24 protein-coding genes are annotated in these 22,238 nt (G+C 35.2%); 20 read left to right on the top strand and 4 right to left on the bottom strand.

What is annotated here, in order from left to right:
- Nucleotides 1-7: 7 nt before the first annotated feature.
- From tgt to LQU94_RS02740, 12 genes are read left to right on the top strand one after another with little or no spacing between them, the layout of a single operon-like run.
- Entirely contained in the window at nt 8-1,123 is a 1,116-nt protein-coding gene (tgt, locus tag LQU94_RS02795) for a tRNA guanosine(34) transglycosylase Tgt (protein WP_230635053.1), read from the top strand.
- An 18-nt stretch (nt 1,124-1,141) separates the two neighbouring features.
- Entirely contained in the window at nt 1,142-1,492 is a 351-nt protein-coding gene (gene yajC / locus LQU94_RS02790; protein WP_370631499.1) for a preprotein translocase subunit YajC, read from the top strand.
- Nucleotides 1,493-1,502: 10 nt separating this feature from the next.
- Entirely contained in the window at nt 1,503-1,649 is a 147-nt protein-coding gene (gene scfA, locus LQU94_RS02785) for a six-cysteine ranthipeptide SCIFF (RefSeq protein WP_230635051.1), read from the top strand.
- 46 nt (nt 1,650-1,695) lie between these two features.
- Nucleotides 1,696-3,048 (top strand): thioether cross-link-forming SCIFF peptide maturase, encoded by a 1,353-nt coding sequence (gene scfB / locus LQU94_RS02780; protein ID WP_230635049.1) that lies wholly within the window; start codon nt 1,696-1,698, stop codon nt 3,046-3,048.
- Between the two features lie 12 nt (nt 3,049-3,060).
- Nucleotides 3,061-4,785 (top strand): single-stranded-DNA-specific exonuclease RecJ, encoded by a 1,725-nt coding sequence (gene recJ, locus LQU94_RS02775; protein WP_230635047.1) that lies wholly within the window; start codon nt 3,061-3,063, stop codon nt 4,783-4,785.
- A gap of 12 nt (nt 4,786-4,797) precedes the next feature.
- Complete coding sequence (locus LQU94_RS02770; protein WP_230635046.1) at nt 4,798-6,957, top strand: bifunctional (p)ppGpp synthetase/guanosine-3',5'-bis(diphosphate) 3'-pyrophosphohydrolase; 2,160 nt, start codon at nt 4,798-4,800, stop codon at nt 6,955-6,957.
- An 8-nt stretch (nt 6,958-6,965) separates the two neighbouring features.
- On the top strand, nt 6,966-7,415 hold the full coding sequence (gene dtd / locus LQU94_RS02765; protein WP_230635044.1) for a D-aminoacyl-tRNA deacylase: 450 nt from the start codon (nt 6,966-6,968) through the stop codon (nt 7,413-7,415).
- Complete coding sequence (locus tag LQU94_RS02760) at nt 7,415-8,035, top strand: MBL fold metallo-hydrolase (protein WP_230635042.1); 621 nt, start codon at nt 7,415-7,417, stop codon at nt 8,033-8,035. The genes dtd and LQU94_RS02760 overlap by 1 nt, the downstream gene beginning before the upstream one ends.
- Nucleotides 8,032-9,432 carry a coproporphyrinogen dehydrogenase HemZ gene (gene hemZ, locus LQU94_RS02755; protein WP_230635040.1) on the top strand — a complete coding sequence of 467 codons (1,401 nt, stop codon included), beginning with the start codon at nt 8,032-8,034 and terminating at the stop codon, nt 9,430-9,432. Before LQU94_RS02760 ends, hemZ begins: the two co-directional genes overlap by 4 nt.
- The gene (locus LQU94_RS02750) at nt 9,419-10,924 is read left to right on the top strand and encodes a Mur ligase family protein (protein WP_230635038.1); all 1,506 of its coding nucleotides are present in this window, start codon (nt 9,419-9,421) and stop codon (nt 10,922-10,924) included. Before hemZ ends, LQU94_RS02750 begins: the two co-directional genes overlap by 14 nt.
- A gap of 15 nt (nt 10,925-10,939) precedes the next feature.
- Nucleotides 10,940-12,712 (top strand): aspartate--tRNA ligase, encoded by a 1,773-nt coding sequence (gene aspS / locus LQU94_RS02745; RefSeq protein ID WP_230635036.1) that lies wholly within the window; start codon nt 10,940-10,942, stop codon nt 12,710-12,712.
- A gap of 1 nt (nt 12,713) precedes the next feature.
- Complete coding sequence (locus LQU94_RS02740) at nt 12,714-13,127, top strand: SoxR reducing system RseC family protein (protein ID WP_230635034.1); 414 nt, start codon at nt 12,714-12,716, stop codon at nt 13,125-13,127.
- Between the two features lie 45 nt (nt 13,128-13,172).
- Here LQU94_RS02740 and LQU94_RS02735 read toward each other — a convergent pair whose 3' ends face one another.
- From LQU94_RS02735 to LQU94_RS02720, 4 genes are read right to left on the bottom strand one after another with little or no spacing between them, the layout of a single operon-like run.
- Complete coding sequence (locus tag LQU94_RS02735; RefSeq protein ID WP_230635032.1) at nt 13,173-13,646, bottom strand: threonine/serine exporter family protein; 474 nt, start codon at nt 13,644-13,646, stop codon at nt 13,173-13,175.
- Nucleotides 13,647-13,652: 6 nt separating this feature from the next.
- Nucleotides 13,653-14,441, bottom strand: a complete 789-nt coding sequence (locus LQU94_RS02730; protein WP_230635030.1) for a threonine/serine exporter ThrE family protein — start codon at nt 14,439-14,441, stop codon at nt 13,653-13,655.
- Complete coding sequence (locus tag LQU94_RS02725; RefSeq protein WP_230635028.1) at nt 14,422-14,700, bottom strand: GIY-YIG nuclease family protein; 279 nt, start codon at nt 14,698-14,700, stop codon at nt 14,422-14,424. The genes LQU94_RS02730 and LQU94_RS02725 overlap by 20 nt, the downstream gene beginning before the upstream one ends.
- Nucleotides 14,697-15,296: a RecX family transcriptional regulator gene (locus LQU94_RS02720; RefSeq protein ID WP_230635026.1), complete on the bottom strand. Its 600-nt coding sequence runs from the start codon at nt 15,294-15,296 to the stop codon at nt 14,697-14,699. Before LQU94_RS02720 ends, LQU94_RS02725 begins: the two co-directional genes overlap by 4 nt.
- A gap of 130 nt (nt 15,297-15,426) precedes the next feature.
- On the opposite strand from LQU94_RS02720, the gene LQU94_RS02715 reads away from it, so the two are divergent.
- Genes LQU94_RS02715 through glpX form a run of 8 tightly spaced genes read left to right on the top strand, consistent with a single transcriptional unit; the run spans nt 15,427 to nt 22,216 of the window.
- Nucleotides 15,427-15,858 (top strand): FHA domain-containing protein, encoded by a 432-nt coding sequence (locus LQU94_RS02715; RefSeq protein WP_230635024.1) that lies wholly within the window; start codon nt 15,427-15,429, stop codon nt 15,856-15,858.
- A gap of 8 nt (nt 15,859-15,866) precedes the next feature.
- Entirely contained in the window at nt 15,867-17,105 is a 1,239-nt protein-coding gene (locus LQU94_RS02710; RefSeq protein WP_230635022.1) for an FtsW/RodA/SpoVE family cell cycle protein, read from the top strand.
- Entirely contained in the window at nt 17,105-18,550 is a 1,446-nt protein-coding gene (locus tag LQU94_RS02705) for a penicillin-binding protein 2 (protein WP_230635020.1), read from the top strand. Before LQU94_RS02710 ends, LQU94_RS02705 begins: the two co-directional genes overlap by 1 nt.
- Entirely contained in the window at nt 18,537-19,247 is a 711-nt protein-coding gene (gene ispD / locus LQU94_RS02700; protein WP_230635018.1) for a 2-C-methyl-D-erythritol 4-phosphate cytidylyltransferase, read from the top strand. Before LQU94_RS02705 ends, ispD begins: the two co-directional genes overlap by 14 nt.
- A 9-nt stretch (nt 19,248-19,256) precedes the next feature.
- A complete protein-coding gene (gene ispF, locus LQU94_RS02695; protein ID WP_230635016.1) occupies nt 19,257-19,736 on the top strand; it encodes a 2-C-methyl-D-erythritol 2,4-cyclodiphosphate synthase in 480 nt (159 codons plus the stop codon).
- Between the two features lies 1 nt (nt 19,737).
- Nucleotides 19,738-20,595: a class II fructose-1,6-bisphosphate aldolase gene (locus LQU94_RS02690; RefSeq protein ID WP_230635014.1), complete on the top strand. Its 858-nt coding sequence runs from the start codon at nt 19,738-19,740 to the stop codon at nt 20,593-20,595.
- A gap of 4 nt (nt 20,596-20,599) precedes the next feature.
- On the top strand, nt 20,600-21,244 hold the full coding sequence (gene fsa, locus LQU94_RS02685; RefSeq protein ID WP_230635012.1) for a fructose-6-phosphate aldolase: 645 nt from the start codon (nt 20,600-20,602) through the stop codon (nt 21,242-21,244).
- A gap of 3 nt (nt 21,245-21,247) precedes the next feature.
- A complete protein-coding gene (gene glpX / locus LQU94_RS02680) occupies nt 21,248-22,216 on the top strand; it encodes a class II fructose-bisphosphatase (protein WP_230635010.1) in 969 nt (322 codons plus the stop codon).
- Nucleotides 22,217-22,238 lie beyond the last annotated feature (22 nt).

The raw sequence follows: 22,238 nt of genomic DNA, 5'->3' as shown, positions 1-22,238 counted from the left end.
GAGTAATATGAAATTTGAATTATTGAAAGAATCTTCCAATACAAAGGCACGAAGAGGAAGAATTCATACAGAACATGGAGTAATCGAAACTCCTATCTTTATGCCAGTTGGGACACAAGCCACAGTAAAAACCATGACTCCTCATGAAGTGGCGGAGTTGGGTGCACAAATTATATTGAGCAATACGTATCACTTGTTTTTGCGTCCTGGGATGGAAGTGATCCAGCAAGCTGGAGGATTGCATAAATTCATGAATTGGGACAAACCAATTTTAACAGACAGTGGTGGATTCCAAGTTTTTAGTTTAAGCCACAGAAGAAAAATAACAGAAGAAGGGGTTATGTTCCGTTCTCACATTGATGGATCCAAAAAATTTCTATCCCCAGAAATTGCCATGGAAATTCAGCACACTTTGGGCTCTGACATTATGATGGCTTTTGATGAATGTGCTCCGTATCCTTCTACCTATGATTATATTGTAAAATCTATGGAAAGAACGACTCGATGGGCTGAACGCTGTAAAGTTTACCACAACAATAAGCCAGGACAGAATTTATTCGGAATTGTACAAGGTGGTATGTATAAAGATTTGCGAAAAGAAAGTGCCAACGCTTTGGTTCCGATGGATTTTCCAGGATATGCTGTTGGAGGACTTAGCGTAGGTGAACCTTTAGAGGTTATGAAGGATGTATTGGATTATACAACGGATTTTCTTCCAAAGGACAAGCCAAGATATCTAATGGGAGTAGGGACTCCAGACTATTTATTTGAAGCCGTTGAACGAGGAATTGATATGGCAGATTGTGTTTTGCCAACAAGGATTGCAAGAAACGGAACCGTTATGACAAGCCAAGGCCGCTTGGTAATTAAAAATGCAAAATATGCCTTGGATCAAAGACCAATGGACGAAGAATGCGATTGTTACGCTTGTAAGAATTTCACAAGATCTTATGTTCGCCACTTGTTCCACACAAATGAAATATTAGGGCTTCGTTTAGCAAGTATTCACAATATATACTTTTTGCTAAAACTTATGGAAAAGATAAGAAAATCTATTGAAGAAGATAGTTTCCTTGAGTTTAAGGATGACTTTTATAAAAAATACGGTTATAATAAAGTGTAAGACTAAAGGAGGGAATCAATGGGTACATTAGCAAATGCACAAAATTCAGGAATGTTAGGGACTTTTATACCTTTGATACTAATGTTGGCAATCTTCTATTTTGGATTGATTCGTCCACAAAAGAAAAAGGAAAAAGAAGTCAAAAATATGCGAGATAATTTGCTTGTAGGCGATGAAATCGTAACAATCGGTGGTGTCGTTGGTAAAATTGTTCAAGTAAAAAAAGATCGTGTAATTATTGAGACAACAGGAATGAAAACTCGCTTAGAATTCGAAAAGTGGGGAATTCAAACTTTATCAAAATCTAAAGGAAGCAAAAATACAAATCCTGAATTAGAAGAAGAAAAAGAAGAAGAAATTGCAGAATAAGGAGAAGATTATGAAATACATAAAAACTCTTACAAAAAGATCATTAAGAAAAGGTTTAGAAAAAGCTGGATGTGGCGAGTGCCAAACTTCTTGCCAATCTGCTTGCAAAACATCTTGTACTGTCGGCAATCAAAAATGTGAGAATAACGAAAGATAAAAGGTTGTGGCGATGCCACACCTTTTTATTTTAGAGGGAGTTTTTTTTGAAACATATACATCGATTTCATTTAAATAATCAATATATTGTGTTGGACGTAGCATCTGGTGCGGTTCACATTGTAGATCCTATTATTTACGATATTGTAGAGGACGTATGGGAGAAAGATTACAATCAAATTGTAGAAAAATATCAATCCCAATATTCCAAAGAAGATTTGAAAGAAGCTTTTGAGGAATTGCAATATCTAATGGAAGAGGGTCTTTTATATACAGAAGATAGTGAATTGGAACTTTCGAAATTCAATCCGGAATTTAATATAAAAGCTATGTGTTTGCATGTTTCCCATGATTGTAATTTGCGTTGCAAATATTGCTTTGCAAGTCAGGGAGACTTTAAGGGCCAAAGAATGTTAATGGATCTAGAAACAGGGAAAAAAGCCTTAGATTTCATTTTGGAAAATAGTGGAAATCGACACAATCTAGAGGTAGATTTTTTTGGCGGCGAACCTTTGATGAACTTTGATTTGGTAAAAGATTTAGTGGTCTACGGAAGAGAGAGAGAAAAAGATTTTAATAAACATTTCCGTTTCACGATGACAACCAATGGAGTTTTACTAGACGATGAAATTATCGAATTCTTAAATAGAGAAATGGATAATGTTGTTTTGTCCTTGGATGGGAGAGAATCAGTTAATGACGAAATGCGACCAACAGTCAACGAAAAAGGAAGCTATGAGTTGATTGTTCCAAAATTCAAAAAATTAGTGGATGGTCGGGGAGAGAAGGATTACTTTATTCGAGGAACTTTCACAAACCATAATCTAGATTTTTCAAAAGATGTAGAGCTTTATCATGAATTGGGATTTAATAAAACTTCTATGGAGCCAGTTGTGACAGATTCAAAGGAAGAATATGCCATTCGCGAAGAACATTTGGAAGAAATTCTAAAAGAGTATGAAATTCTTTCTGAAAAATATCTTGAAATTCGTAAAGAAAATCCAGAGTTTAATTTTTTCCATTTTAACATTGATTTATCGGGAGGCCCTTGCGCTTATAAGAAAGCCATTGGATGTGGAGCAGGCTCTGAATATATTGCCGTAACTCCAGAAGGAGATGTTTATCCTTGCCATCAATTTGTAGGGGAAGAAGAATACAAATTAGGAACCATTTATGATAAACAATTAAACCGTGAGCTGCAAGAGAAATTCCAAAATGCAGACGTATATCATAAAGAATCTTGCAATGTATGTTGGGCAAAATATTATTGCTCAGGTGGTTGTCATGCCAATGCCTATTACAACAACAACGATATAATGAAACCTTTTGAGCTTGGATGCGAAATGGAAAAGAAACGTTTAGAATGTGCCTTAAGCATCTATGCCAATGAAGTAGAATAGACGGAGGAGAAAATGGCGAAGTGGTTTATTAAAAAAGTTCCCGGAAATTCCAAAGTGGATTTTTTGTCTTTGGGAATCAATGAAATTGAATATCAAATCCTATTGAATCGGGGCATTGAAACCAAAGAAGAAATTTTGGAGTTTTTGAAACCAAACCCTCGCAATTTTCATTCATCCGTTACAATGAAGGATATGATTAAAGCTGGCAATCTTTTTATGGAAGCTAGGATGAAGAAATCGAAGATAAGGATTGTCGGCGATTATGATGTAGATGGAGTTATGGCAACTACTATCTTGTTTCTAGGATTAAAAGGGTTGGGTTATGAGGTAGATTATAAAATCCCTCATAGAATAAAAGACGGTTATGGATTAAATCTTTCTATGGTGGAAGAGGCCAAAGAAGATGGAATTGGCATGATTCTTACTTGTGATAATGGAATTAGTGCCCATGAGGCGATACATTATGGGAAAAAAATAGGGGTGAAGATGGTAGTCACAGATCATCATGAAATTCCTTATTTAGAGGAAGAGAATATACGTCGCGAAAACTTACCTGAGGCCGATGCGATTATAAATCCAAAACAGTCGGCTTGTAGATATCCTTATAAAAATTTATGTGGAGCTGCTGTAGCTTACAAATTCATCCATTATCTATACACCGTTCAAGGGAAAATTCAGGAGATGGATTCTGATTTTATTGGTTTTGCTGCTATAGCCACCGTTTGTGATGTAATGGAGCTGAAAGGAGAAAATCGAACAATAGTAAAATTAGGACTAAATCGGCTAAATCAATCAGAGCATGTGGGTCTAAAGGCGTTAAAAGAAGCTTGTGGAATCAAATCAGATATATCAGGGTATCATTTGGGCTTTGTCTTAGGACCGACTATTAATTCGGCCGGTAGATTGGATTCTGCAGAAAAAGCTTTGAAGTTATTTTTAACAAAAGATGCAATGGAAGCGAAAGAAATTGCAACAGAGTTAAGAAAGCTAAATGGGATTCGACAACAGATGACTCAAGATGCAATGGAGTCTTTTGAGACGCAAATAAATCAATCGATAGAAAAAGGTGAGATGTTTTGCATATTAAAAGACGAAACCATTCATGAGAGTATTGCTGGGATCATAGCTGGAAAAGTCAAAGGCAGGTTAAATCGGCCCACTATTGTTCTTACAAAAGGCAAAGACGGACTTAAGGGTTCTGGAAGATCGGTTGAGGGAGTCGATATTGTTCAGGAAATAAAGAAGAGTGAAGAATTTTTGCTTGGATTTGGTGGACATAAAATGGCCTGTGGAGTAAGTTTGAAGGAAGAAGACTTTGAAGGGTTTAAGGAAAGTGTTCTAAAGAATGTGGAATATAGCGAAGCAGAACTGGAGCCCATTGTGCGAGTGGACGGCTTACTGTCTTTAGCGGATGTGAAAATTCCATTTATAGAACGTCTAAATATTTTTGCACCTTTTGGAAATGGGAACGAATCTCCTTTGTTTGGTGTAACAGATTTGAAAATTTCAAATCTAAAATTATTGGGTAAAAATAATAACGTACTAAGCATTCAATTGACAGAAAATGGGAGAATATACCAAGGAATTTTATTCCAAGGGGCAGAAGAATTCTTGGAAAAATATGAAGAAAATAAAACGAGAGATTACCGATTGGATTTGGTATACTCCCCTAAGATAAATAATTTTAGAAATCAAATGACGGTACAATTTGAGGTAAAGGATTTTCGATTTCGATAAAGTGGTGAGATTATGATTCAAAGATTAATTGACAATATATTAGAATACAATCCAAATGCCGATGTAGATTTGATTTTGAAGGCATACCATTTAGCCCGCGATCATCACAAAGGGCAGCTACGAAACTCTGGTGAAGAATATATTATTCATCCCTTGAATGTTTCTTTGATTTTAGCAGAAATGAATATGGATACGGCGACGATAATTGCAGGACTTTTACACGATGTTATTGAAGATACAGATGTAACCTATGATGATGTAAAAGAAGATTTTGGCGAAGAAATTGCTGATTTGGTTGATGGGGTAACAAAACTTAAAAAGTTAAACTATCAGACGAAACAAGAAAAACAAGCAGAAAATATTCGTAAAATGGTACTTGCAATGGCAAAAGATATTCGAGTGGTTATCGTTAAGTTTGCCGACCGTCTTCACAATATGAGAACCTTAGAATATATGCGAGATGAAAAGAAAAAGGAAAAAGCTTTAGAAACCATAGAAATTTACGCTCCTTTGGCGGACCGATTGGGGATTAGTAAGGTAAAATGGGAGCTAGAAGATCTATCTCTTCGCTACTTGGATCCAGAAAATTATTATATGTTAATTGATATGGTAAATAAGCGAAGAAACGAACGAGAAGCTTTGATTAACAATATTATTGACTCCATTTCGAAGCAATTGAAAAAAATGGGTGTATCGGCAGATATTCATGGGCGACCAAAGAATTTTTATAGTATCTATAAAAAAATGATGTACAAGGGAAAATCTTTTGATGAAATTTATGATTTGTCTGCGGTTCGAATCATTGTAGATGATATAAAAGATTGTTATGGTGCTTTGGGGGTTGTTCATACTATGTATAAGCCAATTCCAGGGCGTTTCAAAGACTATATTTCTATGCCAAAACCCAATAAATATCAATCCCTTCACACTACAGTAATTGATGGGAGTGGAGAAACTTTTGAGGTACAAATCCGTACTTGGGATATGCATAAAACAGCAGAATATGGTATCGCAGCCCATTGGAAGTATAAAGAAGGAGTCAATAAATCCACTTCTTTTGATGAGAATTTGACTTGGCTAAGACAACTATTAGAGTGGCAAAAAGACCTAAAAGATCCAAATGAGTTTATGGAAACTTTGAAAGTTGACTTTTTTGCTGACGAAGTATTCGTCTTTACACCTCGTGGGGATGTTATCAATTTACCAGATGGATCTACTCCGATTGACTTTGCTTATCGTGTCCATTCTGCTGTTGGAAACACTTGCGTTGGTGCAAAAGTCAATGGTAGAATCGTTCCCTTAAACTTCAAATTGCAAAATGGAAACATTATTGAAGTTATTACGAACAAAAATTCTGGTCCTTCCTTGGATTGGTTAAATATTGTTCAAAGTCCTCAAGCAAAAACAAAAATACGCCAGTATTTTAAGGTTAAGGACAGAGATAAAAATGTTTTAAGAGGGAAAGAGGCAATCGATCAAGAAGCAAAACGCTTGGGATATCCGCCTCATATTTTGGTTCGAGATCAGTGGATGGAAGAAATCCGTGAGCGGTTGAAAGTTCCTTCCATGGATGATTTGTATGCTGCTATTGGTTATGGTAGTATGACTGTAAACCAAGTTACAGCAAAACTTGTAGATTATATTCAGCAAGAAAACAAAGAGAAAGAAAAAGAAATTTCCTTAGAAAAAGACATTGCCATTGGTAAAAAGAAGGTGAAAAGCACTTCTAGCAATGGGATTGTTGTAAAAGGAATAGACAATGTAAAAGTAAGAACGGCAAAATGTTGTAATCCCGTTCCCGGAGATTCAATTATTGGCTATATAACCATGGGGCGTGGTATCAGTGTGCACCGATCCGATTGTGTAAATATAATTAATGAGAAAGAAGATTCTCGTTTAATAGAAGTATCATGGGATATAAGTGAAAAAGATTCTTACCACGCAGAAATTGAAGTCAGAGCAGCAGATAAGGGAAATGTATTGGGAGATATTGCCAACCGTATCAATGATTCTCGCTTGGGATTGATTAATTTATCTGCAAGAGCAAACAAAGATCACACTTTAGTCATTCGATCTGTGATTCAGATCCATGATATTAGTGATTTGGAATATTTATTAAATAAAATTCGAAAAATAGAGAATGTCTATGATGCCTATCGTGTAAAATCCTAGGAGGTTATATGAGAGCTGTTGTACAAAGAGTAAAAGAAGCTTTTGTTAAAGTAGATACAGAAACGACAGGAACCATTGGTCCTGGTTTGTTGGTTTATTTAGGAATTACAGATTCGGATGAACAAGCAGACTTGGATTTTATGGTAAAAAAAGTTACGAATTTAAGAATTTTTGAAGATGAGAACGACGTAATGAATCGTAGTCTATTAGATGTAGGCGGATCTTTATTGGTTGTTAGTCAGTTCACTTTATATGGAGATGCAAGGAAAGGAAATCGTCCTAGTTATATTCGCGCAGCAAAAGGAGAAATTTCTGAACCTATGTACGAAAAATTTGTGGAAACTTGTAGAAATTTGGAAATAGAAGTTGAAACAGGAAGGTTCGGTGCCGATATGAAAGTGCATTCTATAAATGACGGGCCAGTTACCATTTTATTAGATAGTGAAAGGAATTTTTAATGAAGGGATTAAGAATTTTAGTTTGTGGAGCGACCAATGCCTATGTGTTATATGGTGAAAATAAAAAAGGACTTTTATTTGATCCAGGAGGAGACGCGAATAAAATAATTAATGAGGTAAAGGCAAATGGCGTAGAAGTGGAAGCCATTCTATTGACCCATGCTCATGGAGATCATATTGGTGCATTAAATGAATGCAGAGACGCTTTTAACGTAAAGGTGTACATGCATGAAGAAGAACAGATTATGTATAATAACAAAGAATACAATATGGCTCATATGATGGGAATGCCACAACCGAATAAGCCTGTGGATGTACTCCTTCAAGATGGGGATACATTGGATTTTGATTTAGGTACAATCCAAGTGATTCATACTCCAGGGCATACACCTGGTTCTGTTTGTTATTTAATGGATGGAGTAATGGTTACGGGAGATACGATTTTTGAAGGATCTATTGGTAGAACAGATTTACCAATGGGAGATTGGTCACGAATGGAGAAATCTTTGAAAAAAATAAAAGAAATGGATGAATCCATTCAATTGTTGCCTGGACATGGGGAATCTACAACAATTGGAAGAGAAAAAGTACAAAATCCATTTCTATTGCAAATTCTATGATTAAAATAATAGGTGCCAATTCCGGAGATGCTCATAGTTTTTTTGAGCTTCTCCGAATTTATTATCCTTATTATGAAGACAATGAAGAGCTGTTTCTAACTTATTCTAAGAAGGAAGAATTTGTAGAAGTAGAGGTTCAATTCCCCAAGGAATCTTTTACAGAAAAATTCCCCTATGAAGAAAACCCTATCCATTTGCGACACCGAGTGGCTCGGTGGCTGATTACCTCCTTGTCAAAAGAGAAAAAAGTTCCCAATAAATGGGGGATTTTAACAGGAATTCGGCCGATAAAATTTGTGCGCAATCATTTATTGGAAAAAGAAGAGGATGAAGTCTATCGCTTATTGATAAATCATTATTTGGTTGAGGAAAAATTGAGCCATTTGCTTATTGAAATGGCAAAAAAGGAAGAGAAATTAACCAAAGACTTAGATTCTGCGGGGTATTCTTTGTATATAAATATTCCTTTTTGCCCAAGTCGATGTCACTATTGCTCCTATCCAACCATTCTAAATAATGACAAATCTCGCATTAAGAAATATATAAATTCTCTTGTAAAAGAACTACAAGTTGTGTTGGAAAACGGAAAGAAATGGCCCAGTTCTATTTATATTGGAGGAGGAACGCCTACTTCCATACCAGAAGAGCAATTGGAAAGAATTCTATCTATATTGAAACCTTATGGCAAAGATATTGAATTTACTGTTGAAGCAGGTAGACCAGAAACCATTACGGATTCCATGTTAAATTTGCTATCAAAGTATGGGGTAAACCGAATAAGTGTAAATCCTCAAACAATGAAAGATCAAACCTTAGTCGATTTAGGTAGGAACCATACAGTGGAAGATATTGTGGAAGCCTATAAAAGGGTGAAAAAATTTCCAAAGATTCATGTAAATATGGATTTAATAGCTGGTCTTCCTGGAGAAAATGAAAAAGACTTTGAAGATACATTAGAAAAAATTTATGAATTATCCCCAGAAAGTATAACCATTCATATGCTTTCCCTAAAAAATGGATCAAAGCTTTATGAGAAAAATCAATTTTCTTTTGAAGATATTTCTTCCATACAGGATAAAGCCATGGAACGGAATATAAATCATGGGTTCTTACCTTATTATATGTATAGACAAAAACGAATTTTAGGAAATTCCGAAAACATAGGATACGCAAAAGAAGGATATGAATCCATTTACAATATGATTATGATGGAAGAACTGCAATCTACCATTGGTGTTGGTATGGGTTCTACAAGCAAAATCTTTGATGGGAAAGAAGGAAAAATCCTAAAAAATTCCAATTTCCGTAATCTAAGAGATTATGAAGAACGTTTAGATGAAATTATAGAGGAGAAAAAATTCTTTCTAGAGAAGGTGAATGAATATGTTATGGAATGAATTGAAAAAATCAATTGATATTGTCGATACAAGAGGCAATATTTCAGACACATTAGATCTGTTGAGTATTAATAATAACTCTTTAACTAGCAAGGAAAATGAAATTTTTGTTGCATTAAAAGGGGCTTTGACGGATGGACATAAGTATGTTAAAAATGCCTATGAAAAAGGAGCCAAGGTTGCCCTTGTAGAAGAATTTGTAGACTGTGAAATCCCTCAAGTAAAAGTAGAGAATACAAGAATTTCTATGGCAAAATTGGCAAACTGTTTCTATGGATATCCTTCAAAGGAAATGAAGGTCATTGGAATTACAGCAACAAACGGTAAAACTTCAACGGCCTATATGATTGCAGATATGCTGAAATTTTATGGTATGGAAGTAGGAATCATAGGAACCGTTGAGATTAAATATGGAGATGTTGTAATTCCTTCTGAGTTAACGACTCCTGAAAGCATTGATTTACAAAAATATTTGCGAGAAATGGCAGATGTGGGCGTGGATGTTGTTGTAATGGAAGTAAGCTCTTCTGCCCAAGAATTATACCGAAATTTTGGAATAGAATACGATATCGTTTCATTTCATAACGTTTCAAAAGAACATGTTGAGCAACATGGGTCTTTAGAAAAGTACTTAGAATACAAAAGTCGCCTAATTCGGGATGCCAAACCTTCAACGGATGTAATTTTGAACATCGATTTTCCATGGATTGAATCTTTAAGTCGTCAAACATCTGGGAAGACTCACTTGATTTCCATGGAGGGAGAGGGAGATATAACCATTGAAGGGTTGGATTTGGCTACAGGAAAGGGCAAATTTACTTATTTAGAAAAAGATAAGCAGAAAAAAATTCCAATAGAGTTAAGTGTCTCTGGATACCATTCTGTGTTGAACGCTATGGTAGCGATTACTATGGCTAGAATTTTAGGTCTAGAGGATGAGGCGGTTCAAGAAGGAATTCACGCTTTTACAGGGGTGGAACGTCGCTTTGAATTGATTTATGATGAAGAATTTAAGATTATAGACGACCATTATGCCAATCCTAAAAATATTGAAGTAACGATGAAGACTTTGGAAGAAATGCAATACGAAAATTTATATATACTTTATGCGATTCGTGGCAATAGAGGAAAAGAGTTAAATCGTGAAAATGCGGATGAATTGGTAAAATGGATGAAAAAACTAAATCCTAAAAATGTTTTGGCAACTATAAGTAGAGATACAACAGGAAAAAAAGATTGGGTTACAGAGGAAGAAATAAAGAGTTTCAAAAATTCGGTAGAATCTTCTGGTTATGAAATCGAAATCTTTGAAAAATTAGAAGATTCGGTTTATACTATCATAGGAAAGATGGGGAAAGGAGACGTGTTATTATTGGCCGGCTGCCAAGGAATGGATAAAGGAGCGGGATTCGCTTGGAAATATCTATTGGAAGAGAATATAGCCAAAAATATACGTTTCATTAAAAATAAACAAGAAACTAGAATTTGTTAGGAGGAAAATATTACAATGAGTCATTCCCTTAAGAGAACACATTTTTGCGGAAATTTGAGAGAAGAGAACATTGGAGAAAGTGTTCGAATTAATGGTTGGGTTGCAAAATCTAGAAATTTAGGTTCTTTGATTTTTGCTGATATTCGCGATTATTCAGGAATCGTTCAAGTTGTTTTTGATGAAACCATTGAAGCAGAGGTTTTTGAAAGAGCTACATCGATTCGCTCAGAATATGTAGTAGCCATTGAAGGAACGGTTCGCATGAGAAGTTCAATAAATGATGGGATTCCTACAGGAAAAATTGAGATTTTGGTAAACGAGTTAGAAATCTTAAATGAATCGGATGTGCCACCAATCTATATTCGAGACGATGATGATGTAACCGAAATGGTTCGATTGAAAAACCGTACCTTGGATTTAAGAAAACCCCATATGCAAGAAATTTTTAGAATGCGTTCTCAAATGTATAAAATAACAAGAGATTATTTTTATGAGAATGGATTCGTTGAAATTGAAACACCGATTCTTTCCAAACCAACACCAGAAGGAGCCAGAGATTATTTGGTGCCAAGTCGTGTACAACCAGGAGCGTTTTATGCCTTGCCACAATCTCCTCAATTGATGAAGCAACTTTTAATGGTATCTGGCTTTGATCGTTATATCCAAATTACAAAATGTTTTAGAGATGAAGATTTGCGTTTTAATCGTCAACCAGAATTTACTCAAATCGATATGGAATTGAGTTTTGTGGATGAAGAAGATGTAATGAGCATCAATGAAAACTATTTGAAAAAATTATTCAAAGAAATAAAAGGGATAGAATTGGAAACTCCTTTCCAAAGAATGACCTACAAAGAAGCCATGGATCGCTATGGGGTAGATAAACCGGATACTCGTTTTGAAATGGAATTACAAGATGTAAGTGAAATTGTAAAAGAAGCCGATTTCAAAGTATTCCAAGATGCCATCGCTAACGGTGGAAGCGTTCGTTGCATTGTGGTTAAGGGAGGAGCAGAATTCTTTAGCCGCAAAAAAATTGATAAATTAGAAGCCTTTGTTAAGGATTATGGGGCAAAAGGATTGGCATGGGCTAAAGTAAACGAGGGAGAAATTCAAAGTCCAATTAAGAAGTTTATTGAAGATTCTATTTTTGATTCTATCATTCAATCGACAGAGGCAGAAGTAGGGGATCTGATTCTATTTGTAGCAGATAAAAACGCAACGGTTTTTGCGGCCTTAGGAAACCTTAGAAATCATATTGCTTCTGAAATGGGATTGATTGATAAAGAGAAAATCAATGCCCTTTGGATTATCGAATTCCCATTGTTTGAATTTGACGAAGAAGAAAATCGTTATGTAGCAAAACATCATCCTTTTACAGCGCCAATGAAAGAAGATGTCGACCTATTGGAATCCGATCCAGAAAATTGCAGAGCTCGAGCTTATGATATTGTAATCAATGGAGATGAAATGGGTGGAGGATCTATCCGAATTCATAAGAGAGAGGACCAAGAAAAAATGTTCCAAGCCTTAGGTTTCTCTCAAGAAGAAGCCCAAGAAAAATTTGGTTTCTTATTGGAAGCATTCCGTTATGGAGCACCTCCACATGGAGGCTTGGCTTTTGGTTTGGATCGTTTGTGTATGCTTTTAACAGGAGAAGAAAACATGAGACAGGTTATTGCCTTCCCTAAAACACAATCTGCTACTGATTTATTAACAGGAGCACCGGTTCATCTTTCTCCTAAACAATTAGAAGAAGTTCATATTAAAACATTAGAGGAGGAATAATATGGAGCAAGTGGGGATTATTATTTCCGTAAATGATGGTTTGGCAGAGGTAGAGGTAAAAAGAATGAGTGCTTGTGGGACAAGTTGTGAATCTTGTCATTCGAGCTGTGAACAAAAACCAGAGTATGTGCGTTTGGTAAATGACTTAAACGCAAAAGTAGGAGATTATGTAGAAATTGTTTCCGACACCTCTTTTGTATTAAAATCTTTAGCTCTCGTATACGGAGTTCCATTGATTTTGTTTTTAGGCTTTGTTGTGTTGTCTTTTGCCTTATTGGAAAATGTAACATCCCATGCCCAATACATTAGTATTATTATTGGTTTCTTATCTTTTGTAGTAAGTTTCTTTATTCTTAGATCCATTGATAAATCAAAATCTTTTAATGATCAAATCAAGATGACAAGAATTTTATAAGTAAAAAAGCCATGACTTCCAAATTTAGAAGTCATGGCTTTTTGTTTATTGCATAGGGTTCATATTTCTCTTTTTGCTTCTTTTCCTAAAAAGTTTTAGAGAACGTGAGAAAATGGTAGAAGCAACAATACCAATAGATAGAGACATAGCAATAAAGAATGTGTTTATAGCTTCATTTAAGAACAATGGGGTGTTGTCTTGTATTAAATAAAGCATGGAATAATACATTCCCCCTCCTGGGACTAAGGTAATCAATCCAGGGAGAATAAATATTGTCGCAGGCATAAGGTAGATTCGACTGAATAATTCTCCTAAAGCACCAATGACAAAGGCAGAAAGAAAGCTAGAAAGCAAATAACTCCAGCCAAGATCCAAGCCCATAATATAAACCAAATAGCCAATGGCTCCACAAAGAGCACTGGGGAAAATGGATTTTTTAGGAGCATTTACAGGAAGTGAATAGCCGATTGTAGAAAGAACGGCCATAGCAAAAGTAAATAATATCATTTTTATATCCATAATTTCTTAGCCTCCTATAAACAATTGAAGATTCAATGTAACTCCAACTCCCAATGCAATAGCAAAAGCAGTAAAGAGAGCCTTAACGACGCCAATAATTCCAGATAAATAGTCACCACTAATAATATCTCGGATTCCATTGGTTACCATCATACCAGGAACTAGAGGCATAATAGAACCGATAATTACTTTGTCCATAATAATTTCTGATATCCATAATTTGGAAAAAAAGGCCAATAAAGAAACCAGCAAAGCTCCTAAAAAAGTGGATAAGAAAAAAGAAACGCCCCTACGCCCCATAATGTCTTGGAAATAAGCCAAGATATTTCCAAGCAAAAAGGAAACAAAAAAGTCCATGTAAGAGCCTCCAAATAAAACGCTAAAAGAGGAGGTACAAAGGCCAGTAAAGAAAACTTTTGTTAGTAGAGAATAAGATTTTAATTCATTGATTCGTTTTAATTCCTCTTTGGCTTCTGCCATGGTAAAATGGCCAGCAACAAATTGACGTGAGAAATGATTTAACTCATCGATTTTAGATAAGTTAACGGTTGTAGAATCTACGTTTTTGAAGATTGTAATGGTTTCTCCTTCAAACTCTAGAGATAAAAAGATCCCCGTATTAATGGCAAAAGCATCTACATCGTAAATATTTTCATAAGATTCACACATACGCACAACGGTATCTTCTGCACGATAGATTTCTGCCCCATTACGGATCAAAAGTTGCCCAGTATAAATAGCTAGATAAATAAGATCTTTAGCCTCGGAAGAGGTGTTAATCGTTAAAGAATTCATTGAATCCACTCCTATTCTCTTGTATTAATTTTATTTTTTGGGAGCGAGAAAGTTTTTTTATAGCGATTTCTCGTTTTAATGCATCGCTTTTGGTATCCAATTTCTCTACGTAGGCAAAAGAAACAGGAAGGCGACAGCGAGTATATTTTGAAGCAATTCCATCATTGTGCTTTTTTAATCGCTTCTCCAAGTTTATAGTATAGCCTGTATACAAAGTATTATCGTTGCAAATTAAAATATAGACATAGTGGGGTTTCATAATTTCCTCCAATAATTTTCTAGCATCGAAGGAGAAAAGCCTCTTTGGTAGAAATATTGCATCATTTTTTGTTTGTCCTTAAAGTCGAGATAATGATTTCTACGATATTTCTTATACATGAGTTTTTCTATATTTTCTAGCAGATGTTCTTCGGTATATTGATTTAAGGAGTCTTGAATTTGTTCATTAGAAATTCCCTTCATTTTTAGTGAAGATTGGATTTTAAGGGGACCGTATAAATTAATATTCATTTTGTCCCTGACGTATAAATTAGCATATTCTTCATCGTTAATAAAGTTATATTTTTTTAGGTAATCAATCGCCTCAGAAATGGCTTCTTCTTCAAAGTCTTCTTTCTCTAAAAAACAGAAGATTTCATGTTCTGTTTTTCGGTTTCGTAATTTTCGAAGAGAAAAATCGATGGCTTCTTGTTTTTTTGAATCTTTTTGGATATTTTGAATATCAAATAGATCCAATTCTTTACCTTTGTATAAGTTAAATCGAACAAAAACAGATTCAACCACTTCGATGATTTGTTCATTAGAAAGTTCAATTCGATATTTATTTTTATTAAATACGATGCGTAAAATTTCCATATTCACCTCAGATATATTTTAACATAAAATTAGGCGAATCATAGCATTTGACGTGATTTGATCTATTGCTGTTATTGTAAAAAAAACGGCCTTATGATAATATTATATTAAATTGCAAATGAGGTGAAATATGGTAGCTTTACTTTCTCAAGTCTTAAAATACATTTTTATTGTAATTATTTATCTATTTATTTTTACGATAATTCGCATGATTTATTTGGATATACGTTCTATGAAATCCTTTGATGGAGGAAAAGAAGTGGCATATCTAAAAGTGGTAAATCGTTTGGATTCCTTAAATTTTAAGATGCAAGAATATTATGTATTAAAAAAGAAAACTTTAATTGGACGTTCTACAAAAAATGATATTGTCATTAAAGATAGTTTTGTTTCAAAAAATCATTTGAATATTCGTGAAGAAGACGGTATTTATTACATTAATGATTTAGATAGTGCAAATGGCACTTATTTGAACGGTGAACCCCTATATCAAGAGGAAGAACTTCATAATGGAGATCGAATTGGGGTTGGTTTCATTCAATTCTTATTTGTAGACAAATAGGAGGGATTATGACTTCAAAAATTAAAAATATTCGTCGACCAAGAGATTTGCTTTTATTGTTTGAAATACTAGCGATTGTTTTAATTTTTTTCACATTTGATGGACAATTTGATCGTCAAATGATGTTTTTGGCAGGTGGATTGATTTTCATTATCTACATTTCCAATTTTATTCTGGGAAAAATTACAACGGGGGACAACTATATATTTCTTATTGTATCTTTATTATTGACCATTGGTATCATAACAATATTCCGTATCAATCCTGAAACGGGTATTAAACAGCTGCAATGGTCTTTTATTGGTATTTTGTTATTTTATTTGACCTATTTCTTTATTCGTTACTTCAAAAACCTACACAACTTAGGATCTCTGTACTTAATCGTAAGTGTAGCTTTATTTTTTATGACTCTAATTTTTGGTGTTGTTTCCGGGGGAGCAAAAAACTGGTTAAATATAGGAATTGGTACATTTCAGCCAACAGAATTCATTAAAATATTGTTGATGTTTATTTTGGCTAGTTTTTATTCTAGCTATGAAAAATACACGAAATTTAAGCACACGAGCTACATTATGATGGCCATTGTATATTTCTTTGTGATGCTCTTATTTTTGCAAAAAGATTTAGGTACAGCCGTTATGTTTTTAGGAATGTATATGAGCATTCAGTTTGTATATGACCGAGACAAAAAATCGATTTTAGTTAACATTGCTTTGTTGGCCGTGGGAGCCGTATTGGCCTATTTCTTATTTGGCCATGTGCGAAACCGCGTGGCGATTTGGTTAGATCCTTGGTCTGATGTTTACAATGCAGGTAGACAGATTGCTCAATCATTATTTGCCATTGCTGAAGGTGGATTCTTTGGTTCAGGAATTGGATTTGGTTATCCAGAGTTAATTCCTGTGAGCTATTCCGATTTTATTTTTCCTGTTATATGTGAAGAAATGGGAATTTTAACAGGGATAGGAATTATTATGCTCTATATTTTGTTAACCTATCGTGGAGTAAAAATTGCTTTAGAACAAGAATATACTTTCTATCGGATTTTGGCTTTATCTGTAAGTGTGTTATTTGCTCTTCAATCTTTTTTGAATATTGGAGGCGTTATTAAATTAATTCCAATGACAGGAATTACTTTGCCTTTTATTTCTTATGGCGGAAGTTCCATGTTATCTAGTTTTATTGCATTGGGAATTTTACAAGTAACCTCTGAAGATTTAAGTTGGAAGTATGAGAGAGGTGAATAATGTATAATAAAGATAGAAAAAGGATTCTTTATTTGTTGCTCGGGTTGATCGCCTTGTCTCTATCCTTGGTAATTTATTTAACTTATTTTGTTATTGCTGAGGCAGAGCCAATGAAAAATCATGCAGCCAATCGAAGATCATTCATCGTAGAGTCTAAAATCAAACGCGGAAGCATTTATGATCGAAATGGAGAATTATTGGCATCTTCTGAAGGACAGGAAGGAAATTATCAGAGAATTTATAATTATCCAATTTTATATTCTCACATCATAGGCTATAGCCATCCATCTTTGGGAAAATCTGGTTTGGAATCGTCCTATAATGATTATTTATTAAATCGAAACGGGAATCGTACTTTGAAACAAATTTCAGATATGATACGAGAAAGACACCAAGACGGGAATTCTCTTATTTTGACAATTGATACAAAAGTTCAATCTAAGGCAAGAGAGTTACTGGAGTCAAATACAGAAAAAGGTAGCATTGTACTGATGAATCCTAAAACAGGAGAGATTTATGCAATGGTTTCTTTGCCTGATTTTAATGCCCAGAAAATTCAACAAGATTGGGATTCGATTCAAGAAAACAAAGATGGTATTTTGCTAAATCGTTCCATTAATGGTAGATATCCACCAGGCTCAACTTTTAAGATGGTAACGGCAGCGGCTCTACTACAAGATGGAAATATAGATTTAAGTTACGAAGATCTAGGAACGCAAGTTATCGATGGGCGTGAATTTAGAAATGCTACAGCTGGTGAAAATGGAGAAGTAGGATTGAGAGAAGCCTTAGCTAACTCCTTAAACACATACTTTGTAAGTAAAGGTGTAGAACTGGGACAAGACAAATTAGGAGCTATGGCTGATAAGTTTATGTTCAATCAAGAAATTCCCTTTGACTTAAAAATCACTCCTTCCATTTTTGACCATAGAAAAAAATTGGAAACTACGAATTTGGCTGCTTCTGCCATTGGGCAAGGAGACGTTTTGGCAACTCCGTTAAACATGGCGATGGTGGCATCGGCAATAGGAAACAAAGGTACAATGGAGGCTCCGATTCTTGTAAAGGAAGTAGAAGATTCCAATGGATCTACTATTATTCGGAAAGACCCTAAAGTTTTAAGTGAAGTCATTTCTCCTGAAATTGCCGAACAATTAACGGAATATATGGTTTCTGTAGTTAATAACGGAATTGGTTCCAATGCTGCCTTATCAAGGATGCAAGTAGCCGGTAAAACAGGTACAGCAGAAAACTCTTCTGGTAAAAATCATGCTTGGTTTATTGGATTTGCTCCAGCGGAGGATCCAGAATTTGCTGTAGCCGTTATTTTAGAGCAAGCTGATAAATCGGGAGGTACAGCAGCAGCGCCAGTGGCGAGAGATTTGTTATTATACGCTGCTAGAAATATTGAAATTTCCAACGAGGAATCCGATGAACAAGAATGAGTTAAATAATGTAAAAATAGTAGTTTATATTGCGGCCGCTGGAATGGGTCGAAGAATGAACTCAGATATAAATAAGCAGTTTATTCCCATTAATGGGCGTCCTATGATTCAATTGACCTTGGAGAAATTTGACGAATTGCCTTACATTGATGAAATCTTTTTAATCATCCGCGAAGGGGAAGAGGAGATGATTCAGAGTATCTTGAACCAAATGGAGCTATCCCATGAAATTGGATTGGTTGTAGGAGGAAATGAACGACAAGATAGTATTTACGAAGGGATCAAAAGAGTTCCTCAAAATACAGAGATAGTTTTGACTCATGATGGGGCTCGTCCTTTTGTGCAAAAAGAAGAAATAGAAGAAATCATTTGTAGCGCAATAAAATATGGAGCGGCTACTTTAATGACTCCCATGAAGGATACGGTAAAAATTAGCGAAGATGGAGTGTGGTCAAAAGTAACTCCGGATCGTTCCAAATTATTTGCGGTTCAAACTCCTCAAGGGTTCAAAAAAGACATTTTATTAAAAGCTTATCAACAAGCTTTTGATGAGAAATATTATGGAACAGATGATTGTTCTTTGGTCGAAAAAGCAGGATATCGAATTAAATTAGTCCAAGGTTCTTATCATAATATAAAAATAACGACGCCAGAAGACTTGATATTGGCAGAAGTTATAGATTCTAAATCGATTTAAGGAGTATTTATGAGAATAGGATTTGGTTTAGATGTCCATCAACTTGTGGAAAATCGGAAATTGATTTTAGGTGGAGTTGAGATTCCTTTTGAAAAGGGACTATTGGGACATTCTGATGCAGACGTTGTGACCCATGCTTTGGAGGATGCTATATTGGGCGCCTTAGCCTTAGGAGATATTGGAAAATTGTTTCCAGATACGGATCCTCAATATAAAGGTATGAGTAGCGTTCTTATGCTGGATACAGTTATAGGGATTATGGAAGAAAAAGAGTACGAAATTGGCAATATAGATATTACTTTGGTTGCTCAACGACCGAAGATTGCTCCTTATATAGAGAGGATTCGAGAGTCTTTAAGAAAGCATTGCAAAACAGATATCGAAAATGTTTCCATGAAGGCTACTACTTCTGAAAATATGGGGTATGAAGGTAGAGAAGAAGGTATGACAGCCCATGCTGTTGTTTTGTTAAAGAGAAAGGAAAGATAATATGTTAGTTTCAGGTAAAGAGATTCTATTGCATGCAGACCAAAATAAATACGCTGTAGGAGCTTTTAATATTAATAATATGGAGATTATCCAAGCCATTGTTGGTGCAGCCGATGAATTAAGATCTCCTGTTATTTTACAAGCTTCTCAAGGAGCTATTAAATATGCTGGTATCGAATACATTACAGCATTAGGAAAATTGGTAGCAGATAAATACGATATTCCTGTTGCTTTGCATTTGGATCATGGTACTGATTTTGAAGAAATTATGAAATGCATTCGCTATGGATTCTCTTCTGTAATGATTGATGCTTCTAAATATCCTTTGGAAGAAAACATTGAACGTACCAAAGAAATTGTAAAGATTGCTCACAGCGTAGGCGTGTCTGTAGAAGCTGAGTTGGGGAAAATTGGTGGTACAGAAGATCAAATCGTAGTATCAGAAGCGGAAGCAACTTTTACAGATCCAAAAGAAGCAAAAATTTTCGTGGAAGAAACAGGAATTGATTCTTTAGCTATTGCTGTAGGTACAGCTCATGGCGTGTACAAAGGAGAACCAAAACTTGATTTTGATCGTATCGAAGAAATTAATAAGATTATTGATATTCCTTTGGTATTACATGGATCTAGCGGAGTTCCAAACGACTCTTTAAGAAAAGCGGTAGAAAGAGGTATTTGTAAAATTAATATCGATACAGATATTCGTGCAACATTTGCTACAGCAGTGGGCGACTTTATTCGTGCCAATCCAGAAGAAATTGATCCAAGAAAAATTCTAACTCCTGCCAGAGACGCAATGAAAGAAATTGTGAAGAAAAAAATTGAAGTGTTTGGTAGTGTCAACCAAGCATGGAAGTGATGGCATGAAGTTATTTATTGATACAGCCAATGTAGAAGAAATTCGTGAAATAGGCGAATGGGGAATTTTAGAAGGCGTAACAACAAATCCTTCTTTAATTGCAAAAGAAGGACTAAAATTAGAAGATGTGATGAAAGAGATTGTGGAAATTGTTGAGGGTCCTATTAGCGCAGAAGTTATGGGACTTAAGGCGGACGAAATGCTTGTAGAAGGAAGAGCCTTGTCTGAAATTCATCCCAATATTGTAATAAAGGTTCCTTTTTGCGAGGAAGGATTAAAAGCAATTAAAAAATTTCATGAAGAAAATATAAAAACCAATTGCACTCTAATCTTTTCGCCAGCCCAAGCTTTGTTAGCAGCTAAGGCAGGAGCTACTTTTGTAAGTCCATTTTTAGGAAGACTCGATGATATTGGTCATGTTGGAATGGATTTAATAGAAAGCATAAAGAAGATTTTTGTAAAGGGGAATATCTCTACAGAAATTATTTCTGCCAGTATCCGCGGACCACAACATGTGATTCAAGCGGCAGAAGCAGGATCTGATATTGCCACAGTGCCATACAAAGTTTTCAAACAAATGTTGAATCATCCTTTAACAGAAAATGGAATTGAGCAGTTTATTCGTGACTATGAAGGAATGAAAGGATAATCCATGGATAGAGATTTAAGTCTGAATTTAGCAAGAGTAACAGAAGCGGCCGCTTTATCTGGAGCAAAGTTTTTAGGTAAAGGGGATAAAAATGCAGCAGATGGAGCCGCTGTAGATGCCATGCGCAGAATGTTTGATACCGTTCATATTAACGGGACGGTAGTGATTGGAGAAGGAGAAATTGACGAAGCTCCCATGCTATATATTGGCGAAAAAATTGGATTACAAATGGAAACAGATGATCCAGTAGATATTGCCGTAGATCCAATTGATGGAACCACTGCCATTGCAAATGGTATGAATAATTCTATTGCAGTAGTTGCTTTGGCTCCAAAGGGATGTTTGTTACATGCCCCAGATGTTTACATGAACAAAATTGCCTGTGGTCCAAAGGCAAAAGGTAGAATTAAATTGGAAGCACCTGTGGCAGAAAATATAAAAAATGTAGCAGAGGCATTGAATAAAAATGTAGAAGATATTACGGTTTCCTTATTGAATCGGGATCGTCATAAGAAACTGATTGAAGAAATCCGTGCAACGGGTGCAAGAATTAAAATGATTTCTGATGGAGATATTGTTACCGCTTTATCTACTTGCTTTGAACACAGTGGAGTGGATATGATTATGGGAATCGGCGGAGCACCAGAAGGGGTTATTGCAGCAGCCGCATTAAAATGTATGGGCGGAGATTTCCAAGGGAAATTAATGTATTACGATGATGCACAAAAGAAACGTTGTGAAGAGTTGCATTCTGATTTAGAAAAGATTTATACAATTGAAGATTTAGTAAAAGGGAACGAAGTGTTGTTTGCAGCCACAGGAATTTCTTCTGGAGATTTATTAGAAGGGGTTCGTTTTATTGGAGAGGATATGGCAAAAACGCAAACTTTGGTGTTGCGGTTACCTTCTGGAACCGTTCGTTTCATCGATAGTGTTCACAATCTAAAACAAAAACCAGAATATGCGAAGTAATACTTGACGTATATAGGAACTC

The organism is Peptoniphilus sp. KCTC 25270 (genome assembly GCF_021012875.1).
In the GTDB taxonomy this organism is placed as follows: Bacteria; Bacillota; Clostridia; order Tissierellales; family Peptoniphilaceae; genus JAJMZJ01.
The sequence above is the reverse complement of the archived record's forward strand: the minus strand, read 5'-3'. Positions and strand labels throughout refer to the sequence as shown.